The organism is Brucella sp., from assembly GCF_032066345.1.
Taxonomy (GTDB): domain Bacteria; phylum Pseudomonadota; class Alphaproteobacteria; order Rhizobiales; family Rhizobiaceae; genus Brucella; species Brucella pseudogrignonensis.
This window is the reverse complement of the sequence record NZ_DAMBKZ010000028.1, coordinates 28,435-55,387: the sequence shown is the minus strand read 5'-3', so window position 1 is coordinate 55,387 and position 26,953 is coordinate 28,435. Positions and strand designations below refer to the sequence as shown.

Genomic DNA, 26,953 nt, shown 5'->3' with positions numbered 1-26,953 from the left:
GCTTTTCCATCACTTCGTCGCTGACTTCGAAGTTCGAATAGACGTTCTGAACGTCATCATCATCTTCAAGAACATTGAGAAGCTTGAGCACGGAGCGTGCCTTTTCTTCATCGAGTTCCGTGTTGGTCTGTGGCTTCCAGATCGTCTTGATCGATTCGGCTTCACCGAGCGCCGTTTCCAACGCCTTCGATACTTCACCAATGTCTTCAAAGGCGCAGAGGATCACATGCTCTTCTTCGCCCGACTGGACGTCGTCGGCACCGGCTTCAATAGCCGCTTCCATGACCTTGTCGGCATCGCCAACAGAAATCTTGTAAACGATTTCGCCAACGCGATCGAACATGAAGGCTGCAGAACCGGTTTCACCCAGAGCGCCACCCGACTTGGTGAAAGCTGCACGCACATTGGATGCGGTACGGTTACGGTTGTCGGTCAGCGCTTCAACGATGACCATCACGCCGCCCGGGCCGCGGCCCTCGTAGCGCACTTCATCATAGTTTTCACCGTCGTTGCCTGCCGCCTTCTTGATGGCGCGCTCGATGTTATCTTTCGGCATCGACTGCGCCTTGGCGTTCTGGATGGCCAGACGCAGGCGCGGGTTCATCAACGGGTCAGGCAGACCCTGCTTTGCAGCCACGGTGATTTCTCGACCAAGCTTGGAAAACATTTTCGACCGCACGGCATCCTGACGGCCTTTGCGGTGCATGATATTCTTAAACTGTGAATGGCCAGCCATGGCACCCCTGTTCTGTTCATATGATGCGCACGGAGAAAGCGTCACATAAGAATGGGTCTGGCCGCAGACAGGTCGGCCACCGCGCTTTCCGTGCTGAATGGCCGCGTTATAAGGAATTGAGCCGCATTCGTCCAGCAAAAGCGCGATCACGCAATCACTTGTCGATAAAGTTGACAGGCCTCGACGCGGACCACCAAACAATATTATCTATAAAACCATGAATCAGCGCTCAAATGACACTCCCGGCGAAACCATTGCCGCCCGCATCAGCCGTATTCTCGCCGACCGTATTATTGCGGGCGAGATCGAGCCGGGCATCAAACTCCGTCAGGATCATATCGCCGAAGAGTTCGAAACAAGCCATGTGCCCGTGCGCGAAGCCTTTCGCCGATTGGAAGCGCAAGGACTTGTGGTTTCCGAACCCCGTCGTGGCGTGCGCGTTGCGTCCTTCGATATCAGCGAAATCCGCGAAGTGGCGGAAATGCGCGCAGCACTTGAAGTGCTGGCCCTGCGTCATGCAGCGCCCCATATCAGCCGCGCCACGCTGGACGCTGCCGAACAGGCAACCCTCGAAGGCGACAAGTCACGCGATGTGCGAAGCTGGGAAGACGCCAATCGTCGCTTTCATCGATTGATTCTGGAGCCATGCAACATGCCGCGCCTGCTGGCGGCTATTGATGATCTTCATGCAGCAAGCGCGCGCTTTCTGTTTGCCACCTGGCGTTCGGAATGGGAAACCCGTACCGATCACGATCACCGCGCGATTCTGACCGCACTCCGTCAGGACGACATTGAGACGGCGACCACCATCCTTGCGCGCCATGTGCAGTGGATAGGGCATCGCCCCGTCAAAACCGCATCAGGCAAGACCCGCGATTCTTTCGCCATCGTCGGCTAAGCAGCCACCCAGACCTTCCAGTTCTTAAGATGACCATGCGAGCTGCCGCACATGCAGCTCGCGCGCTTGCGGCTGCTTTGATTTTAAAGCATTTCCAGCAAAAGTGGGAACCGCCTCCGCAGGGAAATCAGTTCGCCGGACTGATTTCTTTTCCTGCTGCGATGCGTCGGATAATGCGTACAAACAAATAGTTACAGCGGTTCCAACGATTCAGCCTTAACTGGAGCCACTGTAAGCCTCTCCCAATTTTTATATATTTTATCTATTTCTCACTTGCCAAACACCATCAATCCGATGATTTTAAATAGATCGAATCGTAATTTTATCTATAATTTGAGGAAGCCATGGCTTACATCACCCAGAAGCGTGTATCTTTCAGCCCACTTGATCTCGAATCCCGCTCACCAGCCCTACGCATTGCTGCGGTAGCCTTCGGTACTCTGGTATTGGCAATCTCATCGCAGATTGCAGTCCCTATGATACCGGTTCCGATCACGCTTCAAACCCTCATTGTGCCGCTGATCGGCGCACTCTATGGCTGGCGACTTGGCTTCATCACCGTGCTTGCCTGGCTGGGCGAAGCCATGATTGGCCTGCCGGTTCTCGCTGGCGGCGCAGGTGGTATCCAGCATTTTGCCGGTCCAACCGCTGGCTATCTTGTCTCGTTTCCGATTATCGCAGCACTCACCGGCTATCTCGCGGAACGAGGCTGGAACGGTAAAAACCTGGTGCTTGCTTTTGTATCGTTCGGCGTAGCCAACCTGCTTTGCCTCGCCCTTGGTGCAATTTGGCTTTCAGCGCTGATCGGCGTTGAAAAAGCAGTAACCTTCGGTGTGACGCCATTCCTCATCGGCGCTCTGATCAAGTCGGCACTCGGCGCTGCAATTCTCAAAGCAGCAGCGCGATAAACGATTGATGACAGTTCGCCTGCGCGGTCATCATCTTCTTTGTATGCTGACCTATATCGGTAAGGGCTACAGCCCGGCTTTCGTGGAAAATTACGATGCGATTGCCGGGCATTTGTCGAATGGAGAAGACATCGAGATCGTCGATGGTCCAGACGACATCTGCCAGCCGCTGCTCTGTGAAAGTGATTGCCACTGTTTTAATGCAAGCGTAGCTGTTCGGGACAGATTGGCTATGGAAGCCATATCGAGGCTGTTTGGCCTGGTGATCTCGGCTGGATCACGATTGTCGCTCGATGCCATGCAGCTTGGCCGGATGCGGGCCGCTTTTGCCGACGGCAGCATCCGCAAAGCGTGCAAATCTTGCGAATGGTCAGAGCTTTGCACCCGCATCGCCGTCAAAGACGATTATGCGGGCGTTCAAATAAATTTATAAAGGCCTATCGCCAGAATGCAGGGATAGTTTCTTCCAGCCGTGCGCCGATCCGCAACGGCGCAGCCTTTTCAGCAAGGCCGGTACGATCAGAAATCTCGATCCCCACACCACAAATGGTTGCCGGACCACTGGCAGCCTCAAAGCGACCCTTTGGCACTTTCGACAGGAAGCGGTTCAAAGGCTCTTCCTTGTCCATTCCAAGCGAAGAATCATAGTCACCGCACATGCCGGCATCCGACATATAGGCTGTGCCATTGCGCAAAATCTGGCAATCGGCGGTCGGCACATGCGTATGCGTTCCCACGACAGCACTGGCGCGACCATCGACAAAATGGCCAAAGCACTGCTTTTCGCTGGTAGCTTCCGCATGGAAATCGAAGAACACGGCATCTGCCTGCTCGCCAAGCGGGCAAGCTTCGAGAATTTTCTCGGCCGCAATGAACGGGTCATCCAGATCCGGGTGCATGAACACGCGACCCATCACATTGGATACCAGCACGCGGGCACCATTCTTGGCGATGTAAAGCCCCTCGCCCTTGCCTGCCGTTCCTTTCGGAAAATTTGCAGGACGCAGGAAACGGTCTTCGCGCTTGGAGAAATCCAGCGCCTCGCGTTGATCCCATACGTGATTGCCGGTTGTCACCACATCCGCGCCCGCGCGGATTGTGTCGTGAAAAATCTCTTCGGTAATACCAAAGCCGCCAGCGGCGTTCTCGCCGTTGACGATCACGAAGTCCAGCTTGAGATCGGAAATCAGCCCCGGCAGCTTTTCATAAACCGCCGTGCGCCCCGACCGGCCCACCATGTCACCAAGAAAAAGTAATCTCATAAATGCGTCTTTATCAGCCCTGATCGAATAAGTGCAAGCCAGTCTCGGTCAGTATCTGGTGAAGAGCAATGTCGTGCGGCTCATTGGGCACATGTGGCACTTCCTGACAATCAAATGCCATGCCGATCAACAGCGGCTCCAGACCGCGCCCGGCAAAGCGCGCCAGCGCCCGATCATAATGACCAGCACCATAACCCAGACGATGACCGCGCTTGTCGAAACCGGCAAGCGGCATAAACAGGATGGCAGGATCAACCAGCGGTGCGGTCTTGTCCGGCCCCATCGTGCCGAACCCCGTCTGAACCAGCTCCGCATCCGGCAGAAATTCACGAAATGCGATTGTTTCCTTATCGAGAACCACCGGCAGACACAGACGCGCACCCTTGTCGCGCATCGCTGACAAAAGCGGACGTGGATCAATCTCCGAGCGGATCGGCCAATAGCCTGCGACCATCGTTTCCTTTGGAATCAATATCGCGGTTTCAGCCTTTTTTGCTGCAGCCAGTGACGCCTCGAACCGAAAGCGCGGATCAAGTGCATCGCGACGCGAAAGCACCTCTCGCCTCAATGCCTGCTTGTCGTCGCCTCGCGGCTGTCCATTGTCATTCATCAAACGCCTCCACCAATTGCTGCTAGTGGACCCGGAATGGCGGCATCCGTCAAGAAGCAGCTGCAATCCGTTGCGAACGATCACGAATGACTTTCAGCACAACGCCATGGAAATCATTCAGGAAAACCTTGCCCCACAGATCGCAGTAGAAATTGATCGGCGTTGCAATCCGGTAGCGTGTGGTGAGCGTGAGACGTGTATGACCATTTGGCAGCGCTTCGAGGTGATAATCACCATTCGTGAGCTTCAGGTAAGAGCTATCCACATTGATATGGGCTTCGACGGCCGCGGGGATGGAATCGGTGCCAAACCGAAAATCCCAGGCCAGCAGCCGGTTTTCTTCCCAGCGCGTCACAATCTCCTGAAATTTGACGCCGCGTGTCCATTCAAGCTGGCGCACAGCGCCGACACCCTCGCCCTCAAGGCGTGCATCGACGGGCTGTGGCACACCGACAATCCCGTGACTGAATGTCCATGACAGTTCATCCGGACGAACATGGCGGATTTCTGCGGTCTGCTGCCAGACGACTTCAGGCGAGGCTGCAATATCAATAACGGTCGTAACCGCTCCTTCATGCGGCTCATATTGCAGCAGCGGTTCAAACGGATAGAACATCAATGGCAGTGCGATCACCAGCATTGTGGAGCGTGGCGTGCGGAAACGGCGGATCAGCGAAAGCGTCAGCCAGGAGCCCACTGCGGAGAAAACGCCGAAAAACGGCGCAGCCATGATCACGCAGATGCCGCCCTCCCGGAACAAAGCCATGCTCACAACAATGAGACCGCCGATAATCATCCAGCTCATTCTCACATGGCGCCAGAGACCCTTTTCGGCGCGCGGGTCGCTTAGGCTCGAAGCAAGGCTCGATATCGCCATAGGCAAAAGCATAAGCCCCGCGATAAACGGCATCCATTCCCGTGCCGAGTTCACCCAGATAAGGACATAGAGCGTAAGCCCGTAAGCCACAGCCACTGGAACTGCGACACGTAAACGTTCGGAAAAGCCAGGAGAATTCGGGGGAGAGGATGTCATTTAAAACGCACATATCTTTGAAGGATAAGGCGTTTTAGAACATTTTTGTCTTAAATAACAAATAGCTTTGCTTACTTTATAGCAAGAGCTTGAAAAGTGGCGACCACGACGACCGATGGTAGTGTTTGATCCCGGGAACCTACAACGTAGGTGGGCGCCATATGCGAAAGCCCACAGGCCTTCACAGGGACAGCTCCCTTAGAGATCAATAAGGCCCCGGGGATGCTGTTACACCTGTCGGGAAGCGCAGTACGCCGAGAACCTATATAGGCGCAGTCAGACCTTAGCGCCAGAGGCGTCAGCCCGAGATACAGAAATCTTTTCGTAGATCAGACAGCGCCCGGACGGGGAGCGATACGCTTTGCTATCTGCTCGATACGTTCGGCCAAATCAGACAGCACACCAGTAAGGGCAGCATCATTCTGATCGGCACTGGTCAGCGCTTCGTCGCGAGAGCGGCGCAGGGTCTCGATCTCGTTTTCATGGCCCTTGATGCGCTTTTGCGTTTCCGCAAGCTCGTCCATCACCATGATACCGGCCATCACTGTGAGGCGCAGATCGCCTATTTCGCCGAAAGATGATTTGAGATGGGTGACATATTGGTCAAAGCGATCGGCAAGCCCGGAAAGATGTTCTTCCTGCCCTTCGTCGCAAGCCATGCGATATGCTTTGCCATCAATGGTAACGGTTACAGTCGCCATAGATCCCTTCTCCTATCGATCCAGCACGGCGCGAATGGTTTCCATCGCCGTCACCAGACGTCGCGAAACTTCGCGGTTTGCGGCTTCAAGCCGCTCGGCACGGGCTTCTGACTGGTCGAGTTCCTGGGCTAGACGGCTGCGGTCAGCATTCATGCGCTGTACCTCTTCCTCGGCTTCGGCGAAATCGCCTTCCTTGTCCAGCCGCAGGTCCACCGCTTGTTCAAGCGTACTGAGTGCCTTTTCCAGCCGTTCGAGGACCTGCCTGAGGGTCGTTTCGGGTGCCATCCATATCCTTTCCAATGCCAGATCACAGACATCGAATCGCGCCTGCCGGACGGGCATCTTTGAAAAGACTGTAATAATCGACCGCCCGATAAGCAACAAATGACGAGCCAGACTGGCCGTTCATGCACCGTTATCAGCGCAAAAAAGGCTTTTCAGTGATTGTCAGCCCACAAATTGCCCGCATTACCCAATCAATCGCAGACTGTTTATTGCCGATAAGCCATCGTTTTGTTGACTCCTCGGTAGCAGGTGCTATGTGTCCCAAAGCCTTCTGTCGCGCGAGCATCTACAGAATTTAATCGGTTTAAATTGATTAAATCGTTTAGTATAAGGAGCTCGTGCTTCAGTCCCGAGGCATCGCCGCAACCCCGTTAAAACCACTCTGGAAAGACGGCTGAGACAATGACGAATTCCGACAAGCAAAACCAGCTGGCCAACGCCATCCGCTTTCTCTCGATCGATGCGGTCGAGAAGGCTAATTCAGGCCACCCAGGCCTGCCTATGGGCGCAGCCGACATAGCAACGACTCTTTACACCCGTTTCCTGTCGCACGACCCGCAGAATCCGCATTGGCCGGATCGCGACCGTTTCGTGCTTTCTGCAGGTCACGGCTCGATGCTTCTTTATTCGCTGCTCTTCCTCTCGGGCTACGAAGACATCACCCTTGATGAAATCAAGAATTTCCGCCAGCTCGGCGCACGCACCGCAGGTCATCCTGAATACGGTCATGCCGCTGGCATCGAAACCACAACTGGTCCGCTTGGACAGGGCATTGCCAATGCTGTTGGCATGGCGCTTTCCGAACGCGTTCTGAATGCACAGTTCGGCGACAGTCTCGTTGACCACTACACCTATGCGATCGTTGGTGACGGCTGCCTCATGGAAGGCATCAGCCAGGAAGCCCTGTCGCTGGCAGGTCACCTGAAGCTCAATAAGCTGATCGTTCTTTGGGATGACAACAACATCTCCATCGACGGCCCGATCTCGCTGTCCGACAACACCGACCAGCCTGCACGTTTCGCCGCTTCCGGCTGGAACACGCTTGCTGTTGACGGTCATGATCAGGACGCGATTGCCAAGGCAATTGAACTTGCCAAGGTTTCGGACAAGCCAACCTTCATCGCCTGCAAGACCACCATTGGTTTTGGTTCGCCAAACCGCGCTGGCACCAACAAAGTCCACGGCTCGCCACTCGGTGCAGAAGAAATCGCTGCAACGCGCAAGGCACTCGGCTGGACTTCTGAACCTTTCGTCGTTCCTGCTGAAGTTCTCGACGCATGGCGCGTTGCTGGCCTCAATGCTGCGAAGAAGCGTCTGGAATGGGAAAAGCGTCTTGCTGCGGCTAACGCAGAAACCCGCGCTGAATTCGAACGTCGTATGCGTGGCGACCTGCCTGCAAACTTCGATGACGCGATCAACGAATACAAGAAGAAGCTTTCCGCAGAAAAGCCAAAGGTTGCGACCCGTAAGTCGTCCGAAATGGCTCTGGAAGTGATCAACGGCGTTGTGCCTGAAACCTTGGGCGGCTCTGCCGACCTGACCGGTTCCAACAACACCAAGACCAGCCAGACCAAGGCTGTTACGCCGGAAAACTACGGTGGTCGTTACATCCACTACGGTATCCGTGAACACGGCATGGCTGCTGCCATGAACGGCATCACGCTGCATGGCGGTCTGATCCCTTACTCGGGCACTTTCATGTGCTTCTCGGATTATTGCCGTCCGGCCATGCGTCTGTCGTCGCTGATGGGCATCCGCGTTGTTTACGTCATGACCCATGATTCGATTGGTCTTGGCGAAGACGGCCCAACCCACCAGCCGGTTGAGCATCTTGCAGCTCTGCGCGCCATTCCAAACCACAATGTCTTCCGTCCGGCAGACGCTGTGGAAGTTGCAGAATGCTGGCAGATTGCACTGCATTCGAAGGGCACTCCTTCGACGCTCGCCCTGACCCGCCAGAACCTGCCAGTTGTGCGTACCGAACATCGCGAAGAAAACCTCTCCGCATTCGGCGCTTACGAACTCGCTGCTGCAAAAGGTGACGCAAAGGTTTCGATCTTCGCAACCGGTTCGGAAGTGGAAATCGCGCTCAAGGCTCGTGACCTTCTCGAAGCCAAGGGCATTGCCACCCGCGTTGTTTCCGTTCCTTGCTTTGAACTCTTCGAAGAGCAGAGCGATGCTTACAAGCAGGCAACGCTCGGCGATGCACCGGTCAAGGTTGCAATCGAAGCTGGTCTTTCGATGGGCTGGGAACGCTTCATCGGCGAAAACGGCGTGTTTATCGGCATGAAGGGCTTCGGCGCTTCGGGCGAGATCAACGATCTCTACAAGCATTTCGGCATCACTGCTGAACATGCTGCTGAAGCCGCGGAAAAGAAGCTCAAGGCCGCATAATAATCAAACGCCGGCGTTAAACACGCCGGCGTTTACCTTTCCAGTTGTGGGCGTTCCCAAACGCGTTCAACTGTTTTATCAAGCCACTGCATATGCAGAACCCTTTCGGGAGATTTAGAGAAAATGGCAGTTCGCGTCGCAATTAACGGTTTTGGCCGCATCGGCCGTAATGTCCTCCGCGCTATCGTCGAGTCGGGCCGCACCGACATTCAGGTCGTTGCGATCAATGATCTCGGCCCAGTGGAAACAAACGCGCATCTTCTGCGCTATGACAGCGTTCATGGTCGTTTTCCAAAGGAAGTGAAAGTCGCTGGCGACACCATCGACGTCGGCTACGGACCAATCAAGGTTCACGCTGTTCGCAACCCGGCTGAACTGCCGTGGAAGGAAGAAGGCGTCGATATCGCTCTGGAATGCACCGGCATTTTCACCGCACGCGACAAGGCAGCTCTTCATCTTGAAGCTGGCGCAAAGCGCGTTATCGTTTCGGCTCCTGCCGATGGCGCTGACCTTACCGTTGTCTATGGCGTCAACCACGACAAGCTGACGAAGGACCATCAGGTCATTTCCAACGCTTCTTGCACCACCAACTGCCTTGCGCCAGTGGCTCAGGTTCTCAACGATGCAATCGGCATCGAAAAGGGCTTCATGACCACGATCCACTCCTACACGGGCGACCAGCCGACGCTGGACACCATGCACAAGGATCTCTACCGCGCACGCGCAGCAGCTCTTTCCATGATCCCGACTTCGACGGGTGCTGCAAAGGCTGTTGGTCTGGTTCTGCCAGAACTCAAGGGCAAGCTCGACGGCGTCGCAATCCGCGTTCCAACCCCGAACGTATCGGTTGTTGACCTGACCTTCGTTGCCAAGCGCTCGACCACTGTTGAAGAAATCAACAATGCGATCCGCGAAGCTGCCAATGGCCGCCTCAAGGGCATCCTCGGCTACACCGATGAGCCGCTCGTTTCGCACGACTTCAACCACGATTCGCATTCGTCGATCTTCCACACCGACCAGACCAAGGTCATGGACGGCACCATGGTGCGCATCCTGTCGTGGTACGACAATGAATGGGGCTTCTCGAGCCGCATGAGCGACACTGCAGTCGCTTTCGGCAAGCTGATCTAAGCAGCTTCAATGTTTCGCTCCCTTCTCCCCACCGTTGCGCGCTGGCGTTCGCTGGAAGGAGAAGGGCTCGAACATCTCAATATCACGCCCGCCGGTAACACTTTCAACGCCACTGGCGTTATCATCGGCGAGCGTGGCGATGTTCCCTACGGTGTACGTTATAGCATCGATTGCGCGAGCGACTGGCGCGTATTCCATTTCCTCATCGAAACGACATCCGGCTTAATGCTCGAACTCAAATCCGATGGAAATGGGCACTGGACGACCATGGCCGGAGACGCATTACCTGAGTTTGATGGTTGCATGGACATTGATCTGGCAGGGACACCCTTCACCAATAGCCTGCCGATCCGCCGTCTGGGTCTGACGCCCGAAAGCGGCACGGTACAGCTCGACATGCTTTATGTACCGTTCAATAGTTTCCGCCCGCTGCGAGACAGCCAACGATATACTTGTCTTAAGGAAGGCAAGCTTTACCGTTACACTGCCGCTGATCGCACGTTCACCGCTGAATTGCCTGTCGATGAAGACGGGCTTGTCACTGATTACCCAACCCTGTTCCAGCGCCTGCCTGTCTGAAAGACGAAAACCTGCAGGCCGCCGGAAAAAGCCCCGGGAGAAATATCATGAGTTTCCGTACCCTCGATGATGCCGACGTCAAATCTAAGCGCGTTCTGGTTCGTGTTGATCTCAACGTGCCGATGGCAAACGGCGAAGTAACCGACCTCACCCGTATCGAACGTATTGTTCCAACCATTGCGGAACTGTCGAAAAAGGGTGCCAAGGTCATCCTGCTCGCTCATTTCGGTCGTCCAAAAGGCGTTGCGTCCGATGAAAACTCGTTGAAGCATGTCGTAAAGCCGCTTTCGAAAGTGCTCGGCCATGGCGTACATTTCGCTGAAGACAGCATTGGCGACAAGGCGAAGGCGGCAGTTGATGCGCTGAAAGACGGCGACGTTCTGCTTCTCGAAAACACGCGCTTCCACAAGGGCGAAGAAAAGAACGATCCGGAATTCGTGGCAGCGCTCGCAGCCAATGGCGACATCTATGTCAATGACGCCTTCTCGGCGGCGCACCGCGCGCACGCTTCGACCGAAGGTCTGGCGCATGTGCTGCCAGCCTATGCAGGCCGCGCCATGCAGGCAGAACTTGAAGCGCTTGAAAAGGGCCTTGGACAGCCAGCCCGTCCCGTTGTAGCAATCGTTGGCGGCGCCAAGGTTTCGACCAAGCTCGACCTTCTGTCGAACCTGATTGAAAAGGTCGATGCACTGGTGATCGGCGGCGGCATGGCCAACACTTTCCTCGCAGCCCAAGGCCACGATGTCGGCAAGTCGCTTTGCGAGCATGATCTTGCCCATACCGCACGCGAAATCATGGCCAAGGCTGAAAAGACCAAATGTGCCATCATCCTACCGGTTGATGCGGTCGTGGGCTGGCACTTTGCTGCCGATACACCAAACCAGACCTATGGCGTGGAGTCGGTGCCAAGCGACGGCATGATTCTCGACGCAGGCGCGCTTTCGACTGACCTGATTGCATCAGCCATCGATGATGCCGCAACGCTCGTCTGGAACGGCCCGCTCGGCGCATTTGAGCTGCGTCCGTTCGATACAGCAACCGTCAAGACCGCCAAGCATGTTGCCGCCCGCACCAAGGCTGGCAAGTTGGTATCGGTCGGCGGCGGCGGCGACACCGTTGCAGCGCTTAACCATGCAGGCGTTGCAGACGACTTCACCTATATCTCGACCGCTGGCGGCGCTTTCCTTGAATGGATGGAAGGCAAACCACTTCCCGGCGTTGATGTGCTGAAGAAGTAAGAAAACAAAAAAGCCCGGGGGGTTCCTCCGGGCTTTTGCTTTATGATTTCGGTGTCAGCTTCAGAAGACGCCCGGGATTGTCATCCTCGATCACCCAGATCGCACCATCTGGCCCGACGGCTACGTCACGGATACGATTTTCCATCGCAAAACGTTCGGCTTCATTCGGCTGACCATCGCTGTTGATCGTCACACGGATCAGCGCCATCGACGAAAGGCCGGCGATCAACGCAGAACCATTCCAGTCGGCAAACATCTTGCCCTTGTAGAATGCCAGGCCGCCAGGCGAGATCACCGGCGTCCAAAACAGCATAGGTGCTTCAAACTCAGGCCGCGTGCTGTGGCGCGGGATCGGACGGCCACTATAATTGTCGCCATTGGAGACAACCGGCCAGCCGTAATTGAGACCCGGCTTGATGAGATTGAACTCATCGCCGCCGCGCGGTCCCATTTCATGCTCCCACAGCTTGCCGTCCGGCGCGAATGCCAGACCATAGGGATTGCGATGCCCCGTCGTCCAGGTCAGCGCTTTGATGCCACCTTCCTCAGCCTTCGGATTGTCCTTTGGGGTTGAACCATCGGGGTTCATACGCAGGATCTTGCCCATCGGCGCATTGTCATCCTGTGCGGTTGCGGGCGACATGCGATCGCCAACCGACAGGAACAAATGCTTTTTATCAGGCGCAAACGCGATCTTGCCACCGGGTTGCCCGCCCTTGGCAGGTGTCGCCTGCTGCCAGATTGCCTTGAGATCCTTAAGCTCAGCCTTGCCCTTGCTTTCAGACAGCGTTGCACGCGCCAATATGAGCGCGCCGCCACCATTTTCCGGCATGACATAGGTGAAATAGATCGCCTTGCTCTTGGCAAAATCAGGCGCAGGAACAACATCCAGTAGACCGTTCTGGCCGCTGAACAAAACCTCCGGCACGCCTGAAACTTCCGTCTTCTCACCCTTTTCTGTTACGACAAAAATCTTGCCGCCCTTCTCGGTGAGGATCAGTTTGCCGCCCGGCAGAAATGCAATCGCCCATGGTGTGTCAAATTCCGCCACTGCTGCCACATTGAAAGGCAATTCAGTGGTGGCCTCCCTGCTTCCTGCATTGATGCTCTCCGCAAAGGCGGTCTGAGCCGGAAGGGCGATCATCGATGCAGCCAGAATGAACGGCAGGCTTAGTAGGGCACTTCGCATCTCTCCTCCTTATAATTGATATCCTTTAGATGGGATTCTCAGGCGTCATGTCAAAACCAAATGGGGTTGAAATCGCATATTCGTCTGTCGAATCTGGAATATTCATTTTGCACGCCAATTAGAGCAGAGTTCTGACAGCCGGTAAGAAAACTTGTCCCGGCTAAATCGTTTGAAAAAATTTCAATCGTTTCAACCACTTGTGCTGCCATTTTGTTGGCCTAACTCTTCTGCTATCGAAAATGAATATGTGTCTTGAGAGCGGCTGAGGCTCTTTGCCCAGCTTCCCAATATTGCCCCCTTGCGGGGACTTAAGGAGCTAACACATGACCGAACGTCTTGAAGATATTGCAATTGCACTCGTCGCAAACGGCAAAGGAATTCTGGCCGCGGACGAAAGCTCCGGCACCATTGCAAAGCGTTTTGAAAGCATCGGCCTCGCCTCGACCGAGGATTCACGCCGCGATTATCGCGAGATGCTGTTCCGCTCCGACGAAGCGATGAAGAACTACATTTCCGGCGTCATTCTTTACGATGAAACCATCCGCCAGAAAGCCAAGGACGGCACGCCGCTTGTCGATCTCATTCGCAAGTCAGGTGCGGTGCCGGGCATCAAGGTAGATGCCGGTGCCAAGCCACTTGCAGGTTTTGAGGGTGAAACAATCACCGAAGGTCTCGACGGTCTGCGTGATCGCCTCAACGAGTATTATGGTTTCGGTGCCCGCTTTGCGAAATGGCGTGCCGTAATCTCGATTTCTGATGGGCTTCCAACATGGGGAGCGGTCAAGCAAAACGCGCAGGCCCTCGCCCGTTACGCAGCACTCTGCCAGGAAGCAGGCATTGTGCCGATCGTTGAGCCGGAAGTGCTGATGGATGGCAAGCCGGGCGATCATTCCATCGACCGTTGCTACGAAGTCACCGAATGGGTGCTCAAGACCGTCTTCACCGAGCTTTACGACGCGCGCGTCAGGCTTGAAGGCATGATCCTGAAGCCGAACATGGTTATCGACGGCAAGAAGGCGCGCAAAGCCTCTGTCGAAGAAGTGGCCGAAAAGACTGTTCGCTGCTTCCGCAACACTGTCCCTGCCGCGGTGCCGGGCATTGCCTTCCTTTCCGGAGGTCAGACCGGCGAAGAAGCAACCGCGCATTTGTCGGCAATGAATGCCAGCTTCGATATGCCGTGGAAGATGACCTTCTCCTATGGCCGCGCGCTGCAGGCAGCCTCTCTGGAAGCCTGGGGCGGTAAGGATGAGAATGTTGCCGCTGGCCAGCGTGCCTTTGCGCATCGCGCCAAGATGAACGGCCTTGCTGCAACTGGCGGCTGGAAGAAAGACCTCGAACAAGCAGCCTGAACGATGCTGCATGATAAAAGGCCCGGTTCAGCGCATGATCCGACCGGGCTTTTTAGTTTTCAGTGAAATGAAACCCGACCGCCATCGCCATAGCAAAGATCGCAAACGCCGCGATCTTCCAAAAATCGCCACGCTTCTTCAATCCCGGCCAGCCAAGTGGCTTGATGATGTGCAAGCCCATCAGGGCCATAAGCAGCACAGGCAGGACTTTGAACACAAACACCTCTCACGCACCCTTTTGGCCCAGCAATCAGCATCCTGCAAGCCTCATCAATTTATGCTGTGTTTGTGATACACTTATTCATCTTAAGTTTCATGGACGAAGCTTTGATCTTGGGCGTAGACTTAACCCCGGAGGAGATGGAAAGCGCGTGGAGGAGATCAGGCTAATCAGCCCTGTCTTGCGCTTTCATCCAGCGTGTTCGAGCATTTCCAGCAGAAGTGGAAACCGGTTTTGCGTCTGGAAATGCTTAAAAACAAATAGATAGAGCGGTTTCAGTGACTCAGCATTGGCTAAAACCGCTCTATCACGATGCTTTAACGGATCATCTGATCCAATTAAGCGCGTGCTTCTGGGAGGAACAGCATGACATCAAAATATGCCGAAACCTATGCCGCATGGCAGCAAGACCCTGAAGGCTTCTGGGCCGAAGCAGCCGGGGCCATAGACTGGTTCAAGCCATGGGATCAGGTTTTTGCGAGCGATGAAGGGGTTTATGGTCGCTGGTTTAAAGGTGCTGAATGCAATACCTGTCACAATGCACTCGACCGCCATGTTGCCAATGGGCGCGGCGATCAGGTTGCGCTCATTTACGAAAGCCCGGTAACAGGCTCTGTACGCAAATTCACCTATCGCGAATTGCTTGAAGAGGTGGAAGCCCTCTCGGCGGTCATGCTCGACAATGGTGTGAGCAAAGGCGACCGCGTTCTTATCTATATGCCCATGGTGCCGGAAGCTGCTGTCGCCATGCTTGCCTCAGCCCGCATTGGTGCCGTGCATTCGGTGGTCTTTGGCGGTTTTGCCGCCAATGAACTTGCAACGCGTATAGATGATGCAAAACCCGTGATGATCATTGCTGGTTCATGCGGCATCGAACCAACTCGCGTTGTGCCCTATCAGGCAATGCTCGACAAGGCGATTGCCACCGCCCGCCACACGGTCAGGCACTGCATTATCCTGCAACGCGAGCAGCATCCGCATAAGCCGGTTGAAGGCCGCGATATCGACTATCGTACCGCTGTGGATGCCGCGCGCGGCCGTCATGTTCCTTGCACGCCCGTTGCAGCCACCGATCCGCTTTATGTGCTTTACACATCGGGTACTACCGGCGAACCCAAAGGTGTCGTGCGTGACAATGGCGGGCATATGGTGGCCCTTGCATGGTCGCTGAAGCATGTGTTCGGCATCGAGCCGGGACAGGTGTTTTGGGCGGCATCCGATGTCGGCTGGGTGGTCGGCCATTCCTATATTGTCTATGCTCCGCTCATTGCCGGTGCCACCAGCATCCTCTTTGAAGGCAAACCCGTTGGTACGCCCGATGCAGGCAGCTATTGGCGCATCATCGCCGAGCACGGTGTGGAAGTGATGTTCACAGCCCCCACTGCCTTGCGTGCGATCAAGAAAGAAGATGCCGACGGTAATTTCGCGCGCCGATATGATCTTTCAAAATTCCGCGCGCTTTATCTGGCCGGCGAACGTGCCGATCCCGACACGATCCACTGGGCTGAAAATCTGCTCGGTTGTCCGGTGATCGATCATTGGTGGCAAACCGAAAGCGGCTGGCCGATGGTCGCCAATCCGCTTGGTCTCGGACTGCTCGAAACCAAATATGGCTCGCCTGCCGTCTGTCTGCCCGGCTATGACATCCGCGTGCTCGACGATGCCGGCCATGAAGTCGAACGTGGCCAACTTGGAAATATCCTTATCAAGCTGCCATTGCCGCCCGGTTGTCTGCCAACTCTGTGGAACGCCGATGAGCGATTTCGCAAAGCTTATCTCAACGAGTTTCCCGGCTATTATAAAACCGCCGATGCGGGCTACATGGATGAAGACGGCTATCTCTACATCATGAGCCGAACCGACGACATCATCAATGTCGCAGGACATCGTCTGTCGACAGGTGCCATGGAGGAAGTGCTTTCCAGCCATCCGGACGTTGCAGAATGTGCGGTGCTTGGCATCTCCGATTCCGTCAAAGGACAGGTGCCTTGCGGCTTCCTTGTGCTGAAATCCAACATCGACCGTGATGAGCACGAGGTTGAAAAGGAATGCGTGAGCATGATTCGCGACGCCATCGGACCGATTGCCGCCTTCCGCCTCGCCCTGACCGTCAAACGTCTGCCAAAAACCCGTTCCGGAAAGATACTGCGCTCAACAATCCAGAAAATCGCTGATGGTGAGGACTGGAAAATGCCCGCCACCATCGATGATCCGGTGATTCTCGATGAAATCAGCACAGTTTTGCGCGAGCGTCATATCGGCCTGGCCTTTGCCTGACCTTTTATTATCGCGCATCTAGAACGCTTGACCGGCGAAAGTCGCCGGTCCACTCTCCGTCAAAAATCGGAGAATGATCAATGCAGTTAGAAGGCAAGGTGGCAATCGTCACGGGTGCTGCCCGCGGTATTGGCTATGCCATTGCCAAGCGCTTCCTGATGGATGGCGCAAGTGTCGTTTTGTCGGATGTCGATGGCGCAGGTGCCACAAAAGCAGTCAGGGATCTGGAGCAATATGGCCGGGTTCTCGCCATTGCCTGCGATGTGGGCGACAAACTCGATATTCATAATCTGCTGACCTATGCCACGACCAATCTTGGTGAGATCGACATCCTCGTCAACAATGCAGGCATCGTGCATCAGGCAGAGTTTCTCGACCTGAAAGAAGATGACTTCGACCGCGTGATGCGCGTCAACCTCAAGGGCGCTTTTCTCTGCGGTCAAGCTGTCGCAAAACGCATGGTTGCGCGCGTGGAAGCAGGCGGCGAGGCTGGCAGCATCATCAATATGTCGTCGATCAACGCGATATTCGGTCTGCCCAATCAGCTTGCCTATTCCGTGTCAAAGGGTGGCATGAACCAACTGACACGCACGATGGCGGTAGCGCTGGCAAAATGGGGCATTCGCGTCAATGCAATCGGCCCTGGCTCAATCGACACTGACATGCTGTCCGCCGTGAACAACGATGCCGAGGCACGCAAAAAGATACTCGCGCGCACGCCATTGGGTAGAATCGGACAAGCATCTGAAATTGCAGCAATAGCCTCATTTCTCGCATCGCGTGATTCAAGCTATGTGACAGGCCAGACGATCTATGCCGATGGTGGACGCTTACCACTGAGCTATACCGCAGAACCGCCTTTCAAGGCCTGATGAAATAGTTGCCGTTTGGGTATATCAGGAAGATAATAATTAACATTGCTCCTGACAGACAGCTGTCAGGAGGCCTGTGTCATAGTGCATTCTTACAGATGAGGGATTCACCATGGCACTCGCAATCGCACCACTGCTCGCAATTCTGAAAGAATATAAGCGCAGACAGGACGAACGTCGGCGCTTCGTGCGCACGCAGCGCGCATTCGACAACCTCCCAAGCGAGCTGCGCAAGGATATGGGCTGGCCGGACCGTTATCTCGAACAGCGCCGTAACGCTGCCGATGAGAGGAAATAACACCATGGCGGAAACCAAAATGGTCGGCTTCGTCTTCGTTGAGGGCTTTGCTGATTGGGAATATGGGTTTTTATCGGCATCGGCACGCGAATGGTTCGGCGTAAACACCGTCTCACTTGCTCCTGCAGGTGAGGAAGTCCGTTCGCTCAGCGGCTTTCGGCTGACACCGGATCGCAGCACGGACCCCGAAGATAATACTGATCTCGATGCCATTGCTGTCATCGGCTCCGATATCTGGGCGACGCCGCAGGCTCCCGATCTGACTGCGCTCTTGCGCGCCATCGCACAAAAATGCGGTGTGGTTGGTGGCATTTGCGGCGCAACACTTGCACTGGCTCGCGCAGGCCTCTTCAATGGGGTCAATCACACCAGCAATGGCCGCGAATGGATCGCAGAACGCGCACCGCAATATGCGGGTGCCAGCCGCTATCAGGACGTGCCCGATGCTGTTGCGGATAAGCGCATCGTTTCAGCGCCGGGTACAGCGCCCGGCACCTTCGCTGCCGCTTTTTTGGAAACGCTGTTTCCAACCGAGCGGGAGCGTATTGGCGAAATGCGTGCGCTTTTCGCACGCGAATATACTTGAGATCACCATGCGTCGAGCAGACCGCCTTTTTCAAATCGTTCAGCATCTTCGCGGCGGCAGGCTTGTCACCGCACGGCAGCTTGCCGAGCGGCTGGAAGTTTCAGAACGCACAATCTATCGCGACATTGCAGATCTGCAATCGACAGGCGTTCCTATCGATGGTGAAGCCGGCGTCGGCTATATTCTGCGGCAGGGGTTTGAACTACCGCCACTGATGTTTACGCGTGATGAAATCGTGGCACTTGTTGCGGGCGCCCGCTTGATCCGTGCATGGGGCGGCGTTTCAATGGCGCGCGGTGCAGAAGAAGCCCTGGTCAAGATCGAAGCCGTTCTGCCCAAAGAAGAACGCGCGCGCATCACCGGCACGCAAATCCATGCACCGTCTGCATCAATCAGCGTAAGCGAACGCCGTATCATCGATGCCGTCGAGCGCGCAGTTGATGAAGGCACGGTTCTCAACATCCGGTATCGCGATCTGGAAGCCCGTGAGAGCGAGCGGGATATCCGTCCGCTTGGTCTGTGGTTCTGGGGCAAGGTCTGGACTGTGATCGGCTGGTGCGAATTGCGTAATGCTTTCCGCACGTTTCGGACCGACCGCATCATCGCTGCTGACAAATCAGGCCGCACCTTCCGCTCAGAGCGCGGCAAAACACTGGCAGATTTTTACCGGTTGATGGAAATGAGCGAGTACAACGCATTCAAGGACTAGAGCGCCGCGCGCCCTTTTGGGCGCACAAAGGTCGCTCTAACACTTTATGTTTACAGCATAATTTTACCTTAAACTGATTCAAGTTTAAGGAATTATGCTGTAGAGCGCCGGGCGTCGTGCCAGACGCTCAAACGTCACGCTTACCTTCCCAAGCAACAAAAAACCCGCCAGAACGGCGGGTTTTTTGTTCAGTCGAAGAAATCTTATTCTTCGTCTTCGTCGGTGTTCGAGCCCTTCAGCGAGGAGAGCTTTGCGAAAACCTTGTCCGCATCCAGCTCTTCTTCTTCAGGCTTCTCATCACGGTAATCGAAGTTTTCAGTCGCCGATGCTGGCAGCAATGTGCTGTCAGATTCAACAACTGGACGGTTGCGCGCTGCGCGCTCGACTTCAAGGTCGAGATCGATCTGCGAGCAAAGGCCGAGCGTGACAGGGTCCATTGCAGTCAGGCTTGCCGAGTTCCAGTGAGTGCGATTGCGAATCTGCTCAATGGTCGACTTGGTCGTGCCGATCAGACGCGAAACCTGTGCATCCTTGAGTTCAGGATGATTGCGCACCAGCCAGAGAATCGCATTCGGACGATCCTGACGCTTGGACAGCGGCGTATAACGCGGGCCCTTGCGCTTGGCTTCTGGAACGCGAACCTTTGGCTCGGAAAGCTTCAGGCGATGATACTGGTCCTTTTCGCCCTTCGCGATTTCTTCGCGCGAAAGCTGGCCGGTGATAACCGGGTCAAGTCCCTTGATACCCTGCGAGGCCTCACCGTCCGCAATAGCCTTTACTTCGAGCGGATGCAGCTTGCAGAGAGCCGCGATCTGGTCAAAGGACAGAGCCGTATTATCAACGAGCCAGACTGCCGTTGCCTTCGGCATAAGAAGCTGGGTGGCCATTAGATATAATCCTCTTGTTCGTCCGCTCCGGTAGGGCGGGCCGTGGGAAAAACCACAAATTCCGGGAAATCACGGTCTATATATATTTTTTTTGTGCGCAGAGCAAGAAACTGCTGCCATGACATCCCAGGTTCTCTCGCAAATCTATTAGGTCAAGCGACATCAAGCACGATTTTGCCAATGTGCTGGCTGCCTTCCATACGATCATGCGCCCGCCAAGCATCTTTAAGCGGGAAGATCATATCCATCACAGGGGCGACCTGACGCTGTGCCAAAAGTGGCCAGACTTTCGCTTCCAATTCGCGTGCGATGCCTGCCTTGAACTCAACCGAACGTGATCGCAATGTCGAGCCGGTATGGGTCAGGCGCTTTGTCATCAGGATTGCGAAATTAGCCGTTGCCTTTGCCCCGTTCAGGAAGGCAATCTGCACGATGCGACCATCTTCGGCAGCCGCCTTGTAATTACGGTCAACGTAATCGCCACCAACCATATCGAGGATCACATCGGCTCCCTTGCCGCCGGTCATCTCTTTGACGACAGCGACAAAATCTTCGTCGCGATAATTAATCGCGCGATCAGCGCCAAGCTTTAAACAGGCATCGCACTTTGCTTGGGAGCCAGCCGTTACAATAACGCTTGCGCCAAAGGCTTTGCCAAGCTGAATAGCCGTCGTGCCAATTCCTGACGAGCCGCCATGGATCAGCAGGGTTTCGCCTTCTTTAAGGCCACCGCGTTCAAATACATTGTGCCAGACCGTGAAGAAGGTCTCAGGGATGGCTGCGGCCTCGATATATCCATAGCCCGACGGCAGAGGCAGCGCAGTAGTTTCATGCACGGTGGCATATTCTGCATAGCCGCCACCGGCAAGCAGCGCCACGACCTGATCGCCGATGCGATAGCGTTTCACACCCTCACCGATCGCAACGATGTCACCGGCAATTTCAAGCCCTGGTATGTCCGACGCGCCGGGTGGCGGCGCATAACTGCCCTGACGCTGCAACACATCTGGCCGGTTCACGCCTGCCGCCCGAACCCGCACCAGCACCTCGCCTGCCTTCGGCTCGGGCACCGAGCGCTGTACGGAACGCAATACATTGGCGTCGCCCGGCTCGGAAATTTCGATTGCGGTCATCTGGGAAGGCAATTCAGCCATCATGATCAAAGCTCCTGTTAAAATCTCTCGTCGCAGAAATACCGCACACACAACTGCACAAATACATCCTGCTCATTTTCAGAGAATTCATCATCGATTTCTGGAAATATATATGCGAAGATTCAAGGTGTTATAGCATTTCCAGCAAAAGTGCGACGCGGTTTTGCGTCGGATAATGCGTAAAAACAAACAGTTACAGCGGTTCCAACGATTCTTTCTTAACTGAAACCGCTGTAAATCTTTTCTGTCTTTATAAGCACGCCATAGACTCCGGAGGAAGGCCATGAGCGGTTTTGATGAAGAGGTCAAAAAGCCACGCGAAAGCGTCGTTCTCAGCGAGGATGAGCTGTCTCTGCTGTCGGTGATCGAAATCGACCAGCGTATCGCTTTGCTACAATCCGAAATCGAACGTCTGAAAGCAGAAAGGCTCCGAAAGGGCGACAGCCGCGCGGCTGCAGAAGCTCTTTTCCGCTGAGGCGGCACGTTTTCGCCTCAGTATCAGAGATAAATCAAAGCCACTTCAATACGGCTTCATGAAATTCCGGGAACGTAATATTGCGTATTTACATTCAGGTTCTGGCGCTGCTTTGCGGCACAGCCTTTCTCTTGATGGCCTCTGGCCTGCATGGCCTGTTGCTGCCCTTGCGCGGCGGAGTTGAAGGCTTCTCCGTTGCTTCACTTGGTATGCTGGGCACGACATGGGCGGGCGGTTTTGTAGCTGGCTGCCTTTTCGCCCCGCGCCTGGTGCGACGTGTCGGCCATGTCCGCGCTTTTGGCTGTTTTGCAGCTTCCGCCGCCATCATCGCTCTTTTGTCAGGCATCTATATCGATGCAATCTCATGGATCATTCTGCGAACCTTCACCGGCTTCTCGATGGCAGGCGCTTTCATGGTGATCGAAAGCTGGCTGAACGAGCGCGCCACCAATGAGTCCCGCGGCAAGATTTTCGGCCTCTATATGATGGTCAACTATGGTGCCACCATGAGCGGCCAGATGATGGTGGCAAATGGTGATATCAGGAGCGATCATCTGTTCATGATCACCGGCATTCTTTTCTGCCTGGCACTGATACCCACCGCCATGTCGACAGCGGTAAGCCCAAAACCGCTGACCGAAGTACAGCTCGATCTTAAGGCGCTTTACCGCAATTCACCTGCCGCCTTCGTCGGCTGCATCCTGATCGGCATAGCGAATGGTGCTTGGGGTACACTTGGCGCTGTTTTCGGCGCAAAATCGGGCATTTCAACCACCGAAATCGCGCTTATGGTCAGCGTAACCATCGCAGCTGGTGCCTTGATGCAAATCCCGGTCGGGCGAATTTCCGACCTGATAGACCGGCGTTATGTTCTGGCCGGTGTTGCTTCTCTCGCAGCCTTTGTCGGTCTTATGGCCTTCATCATCGGCCCGTCCAATGGCAAGGTCATCATCATTATGACCGGCTGCTATGGCGCGCTGGCCTATGCGCTTTACCCGGTTGCCGTCGCCCACGCAAACGACCATGCCTCGGCGGAAAGCTTTGTGAAAGTATCGAGCGGCTTGCTGTTGCTTTATGGCTTCGGCACGATGCTGGGACCGTTGCTTGCAGCCGCTGCCATGGATATCTTCTGGCCATCGGGGCTGTTTGCCATCACAGCGCTCTCGCATATTTCCATCACAGCCTATGCGCTGTTCCGCTCACGCAAGCGGGCATCCGTGCCAAAGGCTGAAAAGGAACAGTTCAAGAGTATGCCGTCTGTGAAAAGTGCAACTCCTGAAGCCATGAACCTTGATCCAAGGGCTGAAGCGGAGGGCTGAGCACCCGCTTCAGATAGACAACAAAAAAGCAGCGAATATTCGCTGCTTTCTTCGGTGTCTTTTAAAGCATTTTCGGCAAAATTGCGAAGCGGTTTTGCGTGGGATAATGCGATAAAAACAGGAAATGCTCTATGGTGAGCACCTTTGCAAAATCATTTGATTTTAAAAGCTGATGTGCGGCGGCTGTTGCACAGCCGCCAATATCAGTAACAGTACCATCCTGTTGATCATCACCAACGGCGATTGAAATACCGTTTAAAACTCCTGTGTTTAATGTCGTGTCACCTGAGTTTTAAGTTTCTCGATCTGCTCCTTGAGTACGAGTTTCTTGCGCTTGAGAGAAGTAACATGCAGGTCATCAATTGCCGGTGACGCTAAAGCCTCGGAGATTTCCTCTTCCAAAGCGCCGTGCTTCTGTTCAAGCGTGGCAAGATGGGACTCGATAGCCATCATCAATTCTCCTTTGAATGATTACCCAAAGGACAGAGCCATGTAGCAGTTTTGCCAACAGAATGGCTCCATCCGCTCTCACCTGCGCAAACGCCCGGTACACCTCCTGTTATCCGGGCCAATTACGCAGTCCCGGCTGCCATTCAACAGTTTGTCAGTCGAAACTTCCGGCAACCGTTGTTCATGACAGAACAATGACACTGTGGCATGAGTTTGGTGGAAAGTCGAATTTGTTTTGGTAGCATTTTCCAATCACGAAAAATGTGATAAAGGCTTCGCTCGAAACGGGTCTGCCCCAATCTGGTGCGGCCCGTAATATCATTCTGGAACAATACGGGGCAAACCGCATGTCCGATCAGGAACAGGCCGAAATCAGATTGGCCGTAGCACGTCTGAAACAGGAACACGCGGATTTCGATGCAGCCATAAATGCCATGATGCAGGTGGGCTGCGATCAGCTGCGCATTCAGCGCATGAAAAAGAAAAAACTCGCCATCAAGGATAAGCTGCAGGAAATGGAAGATCAGGTCATCCCTGACATCATCGCCTGAGCATCTGACAAAAGACGTTTTACAGCCGGGGTTCGCCCGGCTTTGTTTTTCAATATACCAACCACCAAACGATTGAAGCGGAGCAGGAAGGATCAATGAGCGTGAGTGCAGACGTCGCCATCATCATGGGCAGCCAGTCCGATTGGGAAACCATGCGTCATGCAGCAGACACACTGGAGGCTCTCGGCATTTCGTTTGACGCCCGCATCGTCTCTGCGCATCGCACACCAGACCGCCTCGTCGCTTTCGCCAAAGGCGCAAAGGCTGAGGGCTTCAAGGTCGTGATCGCCGGCGCCGGTGGCGCAGCTCACCTTCCCGGCATGGCAGCAGCCATGACCCCTCTTCCGGTCTTTGGTGTGCCAGTGCAGTCGAAAGCCCTTTCCGGACAGGACTCGCTCCTTTCGATTGTGCAGATGCCAGCAGGCATTCCGGTCGGCACGCTCGCTATCGGTCGCGCCGGTGCCGTCAATGCTGCTCTGCTTGCAGCAGCCGTTCTCGCACTTTACGACGATGCACTTGCTGCTCGTCTTGACGAATGGCGCACAGCGCAAACCGAAAGCGTCGCTGAACGCCCATCGGACGAGGTCTGATATGGCAAATTCCGCACTGAAGGCTGGATCAACGATCGGCATTATCGGCGGCGGCCAGTTGGGTCGTATGCTGGCCATGGCAGCCGCACGCCTTGGCTATGAGACGATCATTCTGGAGCCACAGGCAGATTGCCCGGCGGCTCAGGTGGCAAATCGCCAGATCATTGCAGCCTATGATGATCCCACTGCTCTTGCTGAGCTTGCAGCGGCCTCCGACGTTATCACCTATGAATTCGAGAACGTGCCGGTATCGGCCGCAGACAAGCTTGCAGAATCGGCGCTCGTTTTCCCGCCACCGGCAGCGCTTGAAATCTCGCAGGATCGCTTCACCGAGAAGCAGTTCCTCAATGAAAGCGGTATTGAGACTGCGCCCTGGCGCCTTGTCGATGATGAGGAAACGCTCATTGCAGCGCTCGGTGCTTTGGGAGAACGCGGCATTCTGAAAACCCGCCGTCTCGGCTATGATGGCAAAGGGCAGGTTCGCCTGACGTCGCTTGATGAGAATGAAGCGCATGCAGCACTTGAGACAATCAAGCACGCACCGGCAATTCTCGAAGGCTTTGTCGCATTCGAGCGCGAAGTCTCGGTCATTGCAGCCCGTGATCGCGACGGCAATGTAGCAATCTTCGATATTGCGGAAAACGTTCATAAGGACGGCATTCTCGCAACCTCAACGGTTCCAGCCGCCATCTCGGCTCAGACAGCAGAAGCTGCCAGCAAGGCCGCTGAGAAGCTCCTGCATGCGCTTGATTATGTCGGCGTGCTTGGTCTGGAATTCTTCGTTCTTGCGGATGGCACACTGCTTGCCAATGAATTTGCACCACGCGTTCACAATTCCGGCCACTGGACGGAAGCCGCTTGCGCGATCTCGCAGTTCGAGCAGCACATTCGCGCCGTTGCAAGCCTCCCGCTGGGCGACACCGTGCGCCATTCGGATTGTGTGATGGAGAATCTGATCGGCGATGACGTCGAAAAGGTGCCAGCGATTCTCGCAGAATCGAATGCTGTGCTGCATCTCTACGGTAAGAAAGAAGCGCGCCCAGGCCGCAAGATGGGTCACGTAACCCGTATAAAGCCCCGTGCAAACTAAACTTCATGGAGGAATCTGTCAGATTCTTCCGTGAACAGCCCCTGCGGCCAAGATTTTCCGAACCTGACTTCGTGAATCTGCGGCGCAGGAGTTGACATTTGGCTGGAATATTGTGTATTTCGGCCAACCCTTCGGGCAGGAATACTGCCTGTAACCAATTGGCGCCTTGGGCGCCTGTTTTTATGAAGCCCCGAGACATGTCATGTCGATGGGCCAACCAAGACCGGTGATTGACATGAAGATCAAGAATTCGCTCAAGGCGCTCAAGGCCCGTCATCGTGACTGCCAGCTCGTTCGCCGCAAGGGCCGCGTTTACATCATCAATAAGACTGCTCCGCGCTTCAAGGCACGTCAGGGCTAATCTTATTTCTGATTTTGCATTTGACGTTCCGCTGCGTATAATGAAAATTATGCGCATGCGGAACGTTTTTGCTTATCTGAACAATTCTTCGCTTCTGATTACGCTTGGCCTTTCGGCCCTGATCAGTGCGTCTTCGGCCTATGCCGAAACAAAGCCGTCCCTGACAGCACCGATTACCCCGGTGCAGGTTGGCACTGACAGCGACCAGAAGCCCGCTCCCAAAGAACAAAATCAAGCCGAACAAACGCCGGAAGAGCGCCTCGACAAGCTCTTTGCCGACCTCAAGCGCACCTCTGACGAAACCAAGGCACGTCGACTCACCGTCCAGATTAATCAGATCTGGTCACAGTCGGGCAGCGCGACGATTGATCTTCTCATTCAGTGGGCAAGTGCTGCCATGCTGGAAAAGCGCTACACATCGGCGCTCGATTTCCTGAATGAAGCCATTGCGCTCAATCCGGACTATGCAGAAGCATGGAACCGTCGCGCCACCGTCTATTTCCTGCGTAACGACTATGCGCACGCCATGTACGACATCAATCGTACTCTGGAGCTTGAACCGCGCCACTACGGTGCCCTGACAGGCATGGCGGAGATACTGCGCGCGCGTGGGCTGAAGGAACAGGCTTTGAAAGCCTATGAGCAGGCACTGCAGATCAATCCTATGATGCGAGATGCTCAGAAGAGCTTGCTCGATCTCACAGAAGAGCTGAGCGACACCCGCACCTGATTCTCTCACAGAGATACAAACAAAAACGCGCCCCGAAAGGAGCGCGTTTTGTACTTCTATCATGCACCCAA

The 26,953-nt window shown here is 55.0% G+C and carries 31 protein-coding genes and 1 other RNA gene; 20 read left to right on the top strand and 12 right to left on the bottom strand.

All coding sequences use genetic code 11. The annotated features are described in order from the left end of the window. On the bottom strand, positions 1-736 hold a 736-nt coding region (locus tag RT142_RS22495; protein WP_313031652.1), incomplete at its 3' end, for a YebC/PmpR family DNA-binding transcriptional regulator. A 217-nt stretch (positions 737-953) separates the two neighbouring features. Here RT142_RS22495 and RT142_RS22490 point away from each other — a divergent pair. The 3 genes from RT142_RS22490 to RT142_RS22480 all read left to right on the top strand — a co-directional run bounded on the left by RT142_RS22490 (position 954) and on the right by RT142_RS22480 (position 2,975). Further along, positions 954-1,634 (top strand): GntR family transcriptional regulator, encoded by a 681-nt coding sequence (locus RT142_RS22490; RefSeq protein ID WP_079212269.1) that lies wholly within the window; start codon positions 954-956, stop codon positions 1,632-1,634. 344 nt (positions 1,635-1,978) lie between these two features. Further along, positions 1,979-2,542 (top strand): biotin transporter BioY, encoded by a 564-nt coding sequence (locus tag RT142_RS22485; protein WP_231195301.1) that lies wholly within the window; start codon positions 1,979-1,981, stop codon positions 2,540-2,542. Positions 2,543-2,549: 7 nt separating this feature from the next. Next, positions 2,550-2,975, top strand: coding sequence for a DUF1284 domain-containing protein (locus RT142_RS22480; RefSeq protein ID WP_313031647.1), 426 nt, complete (start codon positions 2,550-2,552; stop codon positions 2,973-2,975). Between the two features lie 4 nt (positions 2,976-2,979). On the opposite strand, the gene RT142_RS22475 is transcribed toward RT142_RS22480, so the two are convergent. The 6 genes from RT142_RS22475 to RT142_RS22450 all read right to left on the bottom strand — a co-directional run bounded on the left by RT142_RS22475 (position 2,980) and on the right by RT142_RS22450 (position 6,433). After that, positions 2,980-3,804 carry a TIGR00282 family metallophosphoesterase gene (locus RT142_RS22475; RefSeq protein WP_007876638.1) on the bottom strand — a complete coding sequence of 275 codons (825 nt, stop codon included), beginning with the start codon at positions 3,802-3,804 and terminating at the stop codon, positions 2,980-2,982. Between the two features lie 13 nt (positions 3,805-3,817). Continuing rightward, positions 3,818-4,414 (bottom strand): 5-formyltetrahydrofolate cyclo-ligase, encoded by a 597-nt coding sequence (locus RT142_RS22470; RefSeq protein ID WP_079212272.1) that lies wholly within the window; start codon positions 4,412-4,414, stop codon positions 3,818-3,820. A 49-nt stretch (positions 4,415-4,463) separates the two neighbouring features. Next, positions 4,464-5,447, bottom strand: coding sequence for an SRPBCC family protein (locus RT142_RS22465; protein WP_039860165.1), 984 nt, complete (start codon positions 5,445-5,447; stop codon positions 4,464-4,466). A gap of 97 nt (positions 5,448-5,544) precedes the next feature. After that, positions 5,545-5,703, bottom strand: a non-coding RNA gene (gene ssrS / locus RT142_RS22460) — 6S RNA. A gap of 73 nt (positions 5,704-5,776) precedes the next feature. After that, positions 5,777-6,148, bottom strand: a complete 372-nt coding sequence (locus tag RT142_RS22455; protein WP_007876643.1) for a cell division protein ZapA — start codon at positions 6,146-6,148, stop codon at positions 5,777-5,779. Positions 6,149-6,160: 12 nt separating this feature from the next. After that, positions 6,161-6,433, bottom strand: coding sequence for a DUF4164 domain-containing protein (locus RT142_RS22450; protein WP_007876644.1), 273 nt, complete (start codon positions 6,431-6,433; stop codon positions 6,161-6,163). A 402-nt stretch (positions 6,434-6,835) separates the two neighbouring features. Here RT142_RS22450 and tkt point away from each other — a divergent pair, with 402 nt between their 5' ends. The 4 genes from tkt to RT142_RS22430 all read left to right on the top strand — a co-directional run bounded on the left by tkt (position 6,836) and on the right by RT142_RS22430 (position 11,775). After that, positions 6,836-8,827 (top strand): transketolase, encoded by a 1,992-nt coding sequence (gene tkt / locus RT142_RS22445; RefSeq protein ID WP_313031640.1) that lies wholly within the window; start codon positions 6,836-6,838, stop codon positions 8,825-8,827. 123 nt (positions 8,828-8,950) lie between these two features. Then, positions 8,951-9,958 (top strand): type I glyceraldehyde-3-phosphate dehydrogenase, encoded by a 1,008-nt coding sequence (gap, locus tag RT142_RS22440; RefSeq protein ID WP_007876646.1) that lies wholly within the window; start codon positions 8,951-8,953, stop codon positions 9,956-9,958. 9 nt (positions 9,959-9,967) lie between these two features. Further along, positions 9,968-10,537, top strand: a complete 570-nt coding sequence (locus RT142_RS22435; protein WP_007876647.1) for a putative glycolipid-binding domain-containing protein — start codon at positions 9,968-9,970, stop codon at positions 10,535-10,537. Positions 10,538-10,584: 47 nt separating this feature from the next. After that, complete coding sequence (locus RT142_RS22430) at positions 10,585-11,775, top strand: phosphoglycerate kinase (protein ID WP_007876648.1); 1,191 nt, start codon at positions 10,585-10,587, stop codon at positions 11,773-11,775. Positions 11,776-11,815: 40 nt separating this feature from the next. On the opposite strand, the gene RT142_RS22425 is transcribed toward RT142_RS22430, so the two are convergent. Further along, the gene (locus RT142_RS22425; RefSeq protein ID WP_313031636.1) at positions 11,816-12,964 is read right to left on the bottom strand and encodes a PQQ-dependent sugar dehydrogenase; all 1,149 of its coding nucleotides are present in this window, start codon (positions 12,962-12,964) and stop codon (positions 11,816-11,818) included. A gap of 323 nt (positions 12,965-13,287) precedes the next feature. Here RT142_RS22425 and RT142_RS22420 point away from each other — a divergent pair, with 323 nt between their 5' ends. Further along, positions 13,288-14,313 (top strand): class I fructose-bisphosphate aldolase, encoded by a 1,026-nt coding sequence (locus RT142_RS22420; RefSeq protein WP_312472180.1) that lies wholly within the window; start codon positions 13,288-13,290, stop codon positions 14,311-14,313. Positions 14,314-14,365: 52 nt separating this feature from the next. Here RT142_RS22420 and RT142_RS22415 read toward each other — a convergent pair whose 3' ends face one another. Beyond that, complete coding sequence (locus RT142_RS22415; RefSeq protein ID WP_007876654.1) at positions 14,366-14,530, bottom strand: hypothetical protein; 165 nt, start codon at positions 14,528-14,530, stop codon at positions 14,366-14,368. 369 nt (positions 14,531-14,899) lie between these two features. Between RT142_RS22415 and RT142_RS22410 the strand changes: the two genes are divergently transcribed. From RT142_RS22410 to RT142_RS22390, 5 genes are all read left to right on the top strand, one after another. Beyond that, complete coding sequence (locus tag RT142_RS22410; RefSeq protein WP_313031633.1) at positions 14,900-16,810, top strand: propionyl-CoA synthetase; 1,911 nt, start codon at positions 14,900-14,902, stop codon at positions 16,808-16,810. Positions 16,811-16,890: 80 nt separating this feature from the next. Continuing rightward, entirely contained in the window at positions 16,891-17,682 is a 792-nt protein-coding gene (locus tag RT142_RS22405; RefSeq protein ID WP_112804473.1) for an SDR family NAD(P)-dependent oxidoreductase, read from the top strand. 112 nt (positions 17,683-17,794) lie between these two features. Further along, complete coding sequence (locus RT142_RS22400) at positions 17,795-17,980, top strand: hypothetical protein (protein WP_313031630.1); 186 nt, start codon at positions 17,795-17,797, stop codon at positions 17,978-17,980. A 4-nt stretch (positions 17,981-17,984) separates the two neighbouring features. After that, positions 17,985-18,566, top strand: coding sequence for a DJ-1/PfpI family protein (locus tag RT142_RS22395; RefSeq protein WP_113487084.1), 582 nt, complete (start codon positions 17,985-17,987; stop codon positions 18,564-18,566). Between the two features lie 7 nt (positions 18,567-18,573). Further along, the gene (locus RT142_RS22390) at positions 18,574-19,275 is read left to right on the top strand and encodes a helix-turn-helix transcriptional regulator (RefSeq protein WP_007876678.1); all 702 of its coding nucleotides are present in this window, start codon (positions 18,574-18,576) and stop codon (positions 19,273-19,275) included. A gap of 203 nt (positions 19,276-19,478) precedes the next feature. On the opposite strand, the gene RT142_RS22385 is transcribed toward RT142_RS22390, so the two are convergent. Next, entirely contained in the window at positions 19,479-20,162 is a 684-nt protein-coding gene (locus RT142_RS22385) for a DUF1013 domain-containing protein (protein ID WP_007876680.1), read from the bottom strand. A gap of 152 nt (positions 20,163-20,314) precedes the next feature. Beyond that, positions 20,315-21,319, bottom strand: a complete 1,005-nt coding sequence (locus RT142_RS22380) for an NAD(P)H-quinone oxidoreductase (protein WP_113158628.1) — start codon at positions 21,317-21,319, stop codon at positions 20,315-20,317. Positions 21,320-21,599: 280 nt separating this feature from the next. On the opposite strand from RT142_RS22380, the gene RT142_RS22375 reads away from it, so the two are divergent. After that, on the top strand, positions 21,600-21,791 hold the full coding sequence (locus RT142_RS22375) for a DUF1192 domain-containing protein (RefSeq protein ID WP_007876684.1): 192 nt from the start codon (positions 21,600-21,602) through the stop codon (positions 21,789-21,791). 80 nt (positions 21,792-21,871) lie between these two features. Then, complete coding sequence (locus RT142_RS22370; protein WP_112808162.1) at positions 21,872-23,110, top strand: MFS transporter; 1,239 nt, start codon at positions 21,872-21,874, stop codon at positions 23,108-23,110. Positions 23,111-23,380: 270 nt separating this feature from the next. Here RT142_RS22370 and RT142_RS22365 read toward each other — a convergent pair whose 3' ends face one another. Beyond that, complete coding sequence (locus RT142_RS22365) at positions 23,381-23,563, bottom strand: YdcH family protein (protein WP_171380027.1); 183 nt, start codon at positions 23,561-23,563, stop codon at positions 23,381-23,383. Positions 23,564-23,907: 344 nt separating this feature from the next. On the opposite strand from RT142_RS22365, the gene RT142_RS22360 reads away from it, so the two are divergent. From RT142_RS22360 to RT142_RS22340, 5 genes are all read left to right on the top strand, one after another. Continuing rightward, a complete protein-coding gene (locus RT142_RS22360) occupies positions 23,908-24,111 on the top strand; it encodes a YdcH family protein (RefSeq protein ID WP_007876691.1) in 204 nt (67 codons plus the stop codon). A gap of 101 nt (positions 24,112-24,212) precedes the next feature. Further along, the gene (gene purE, locus RT142_RS22355; protein ID WP_007876693.1) at positions 24,213-24,701 is read left to right on the top strand and encodes a 5-(carboxyamino)imidazole ribonucleotide mutase; all 489 of its coding nucleotides are present in this window, start codon (positions 24,213-24,215) and stop codon (positions 24,699-24,701) included. A gap of 1 nt (position 24,702) precedes the next feature. Further along, the gene (locus tag RT142_RS22350; RefSeq protein ID WP_313031623.1) at positions 24,703-25,791 is read left to right on the top strand and encodes a 5-(carboxyamino)imidazole ribonucleotide synthase; all 1,089 of its coding nucleotides are present in this window, start codon (positions 24,703-24,705) and stop codon (positions 25,789-25,791) included. Positions 25,792-26,026: 235 nt separating this feature from the next. Further along, positions 26,027-26,152, top strand: a complete 126-nt coding sequence (gene ykgO / locus RT142_RS22345; protein WP_002967908.1) for a type B 50S ribosomal protein L36 — start codon at positions 26,027-26,029, stop codon at positions 26,150-26,152. 37 nt (positions 26,153-26,189) lie between these two features. Beyond that, the gene (locus tag RT142_RS22340; protein WP_039860185.1) at positions 26,190-26,882 is read left to right on the top strand and encodes a tetratricopeptide repeat protein; all 693 of its coding nucleotides are present in this window, start codon (positions 26,190-26,192) and stop codon (positions 26,880-26,882) included. The last annotated feature ends 71 nt before the right edge of the window (positions 26,883-26,953 follow it).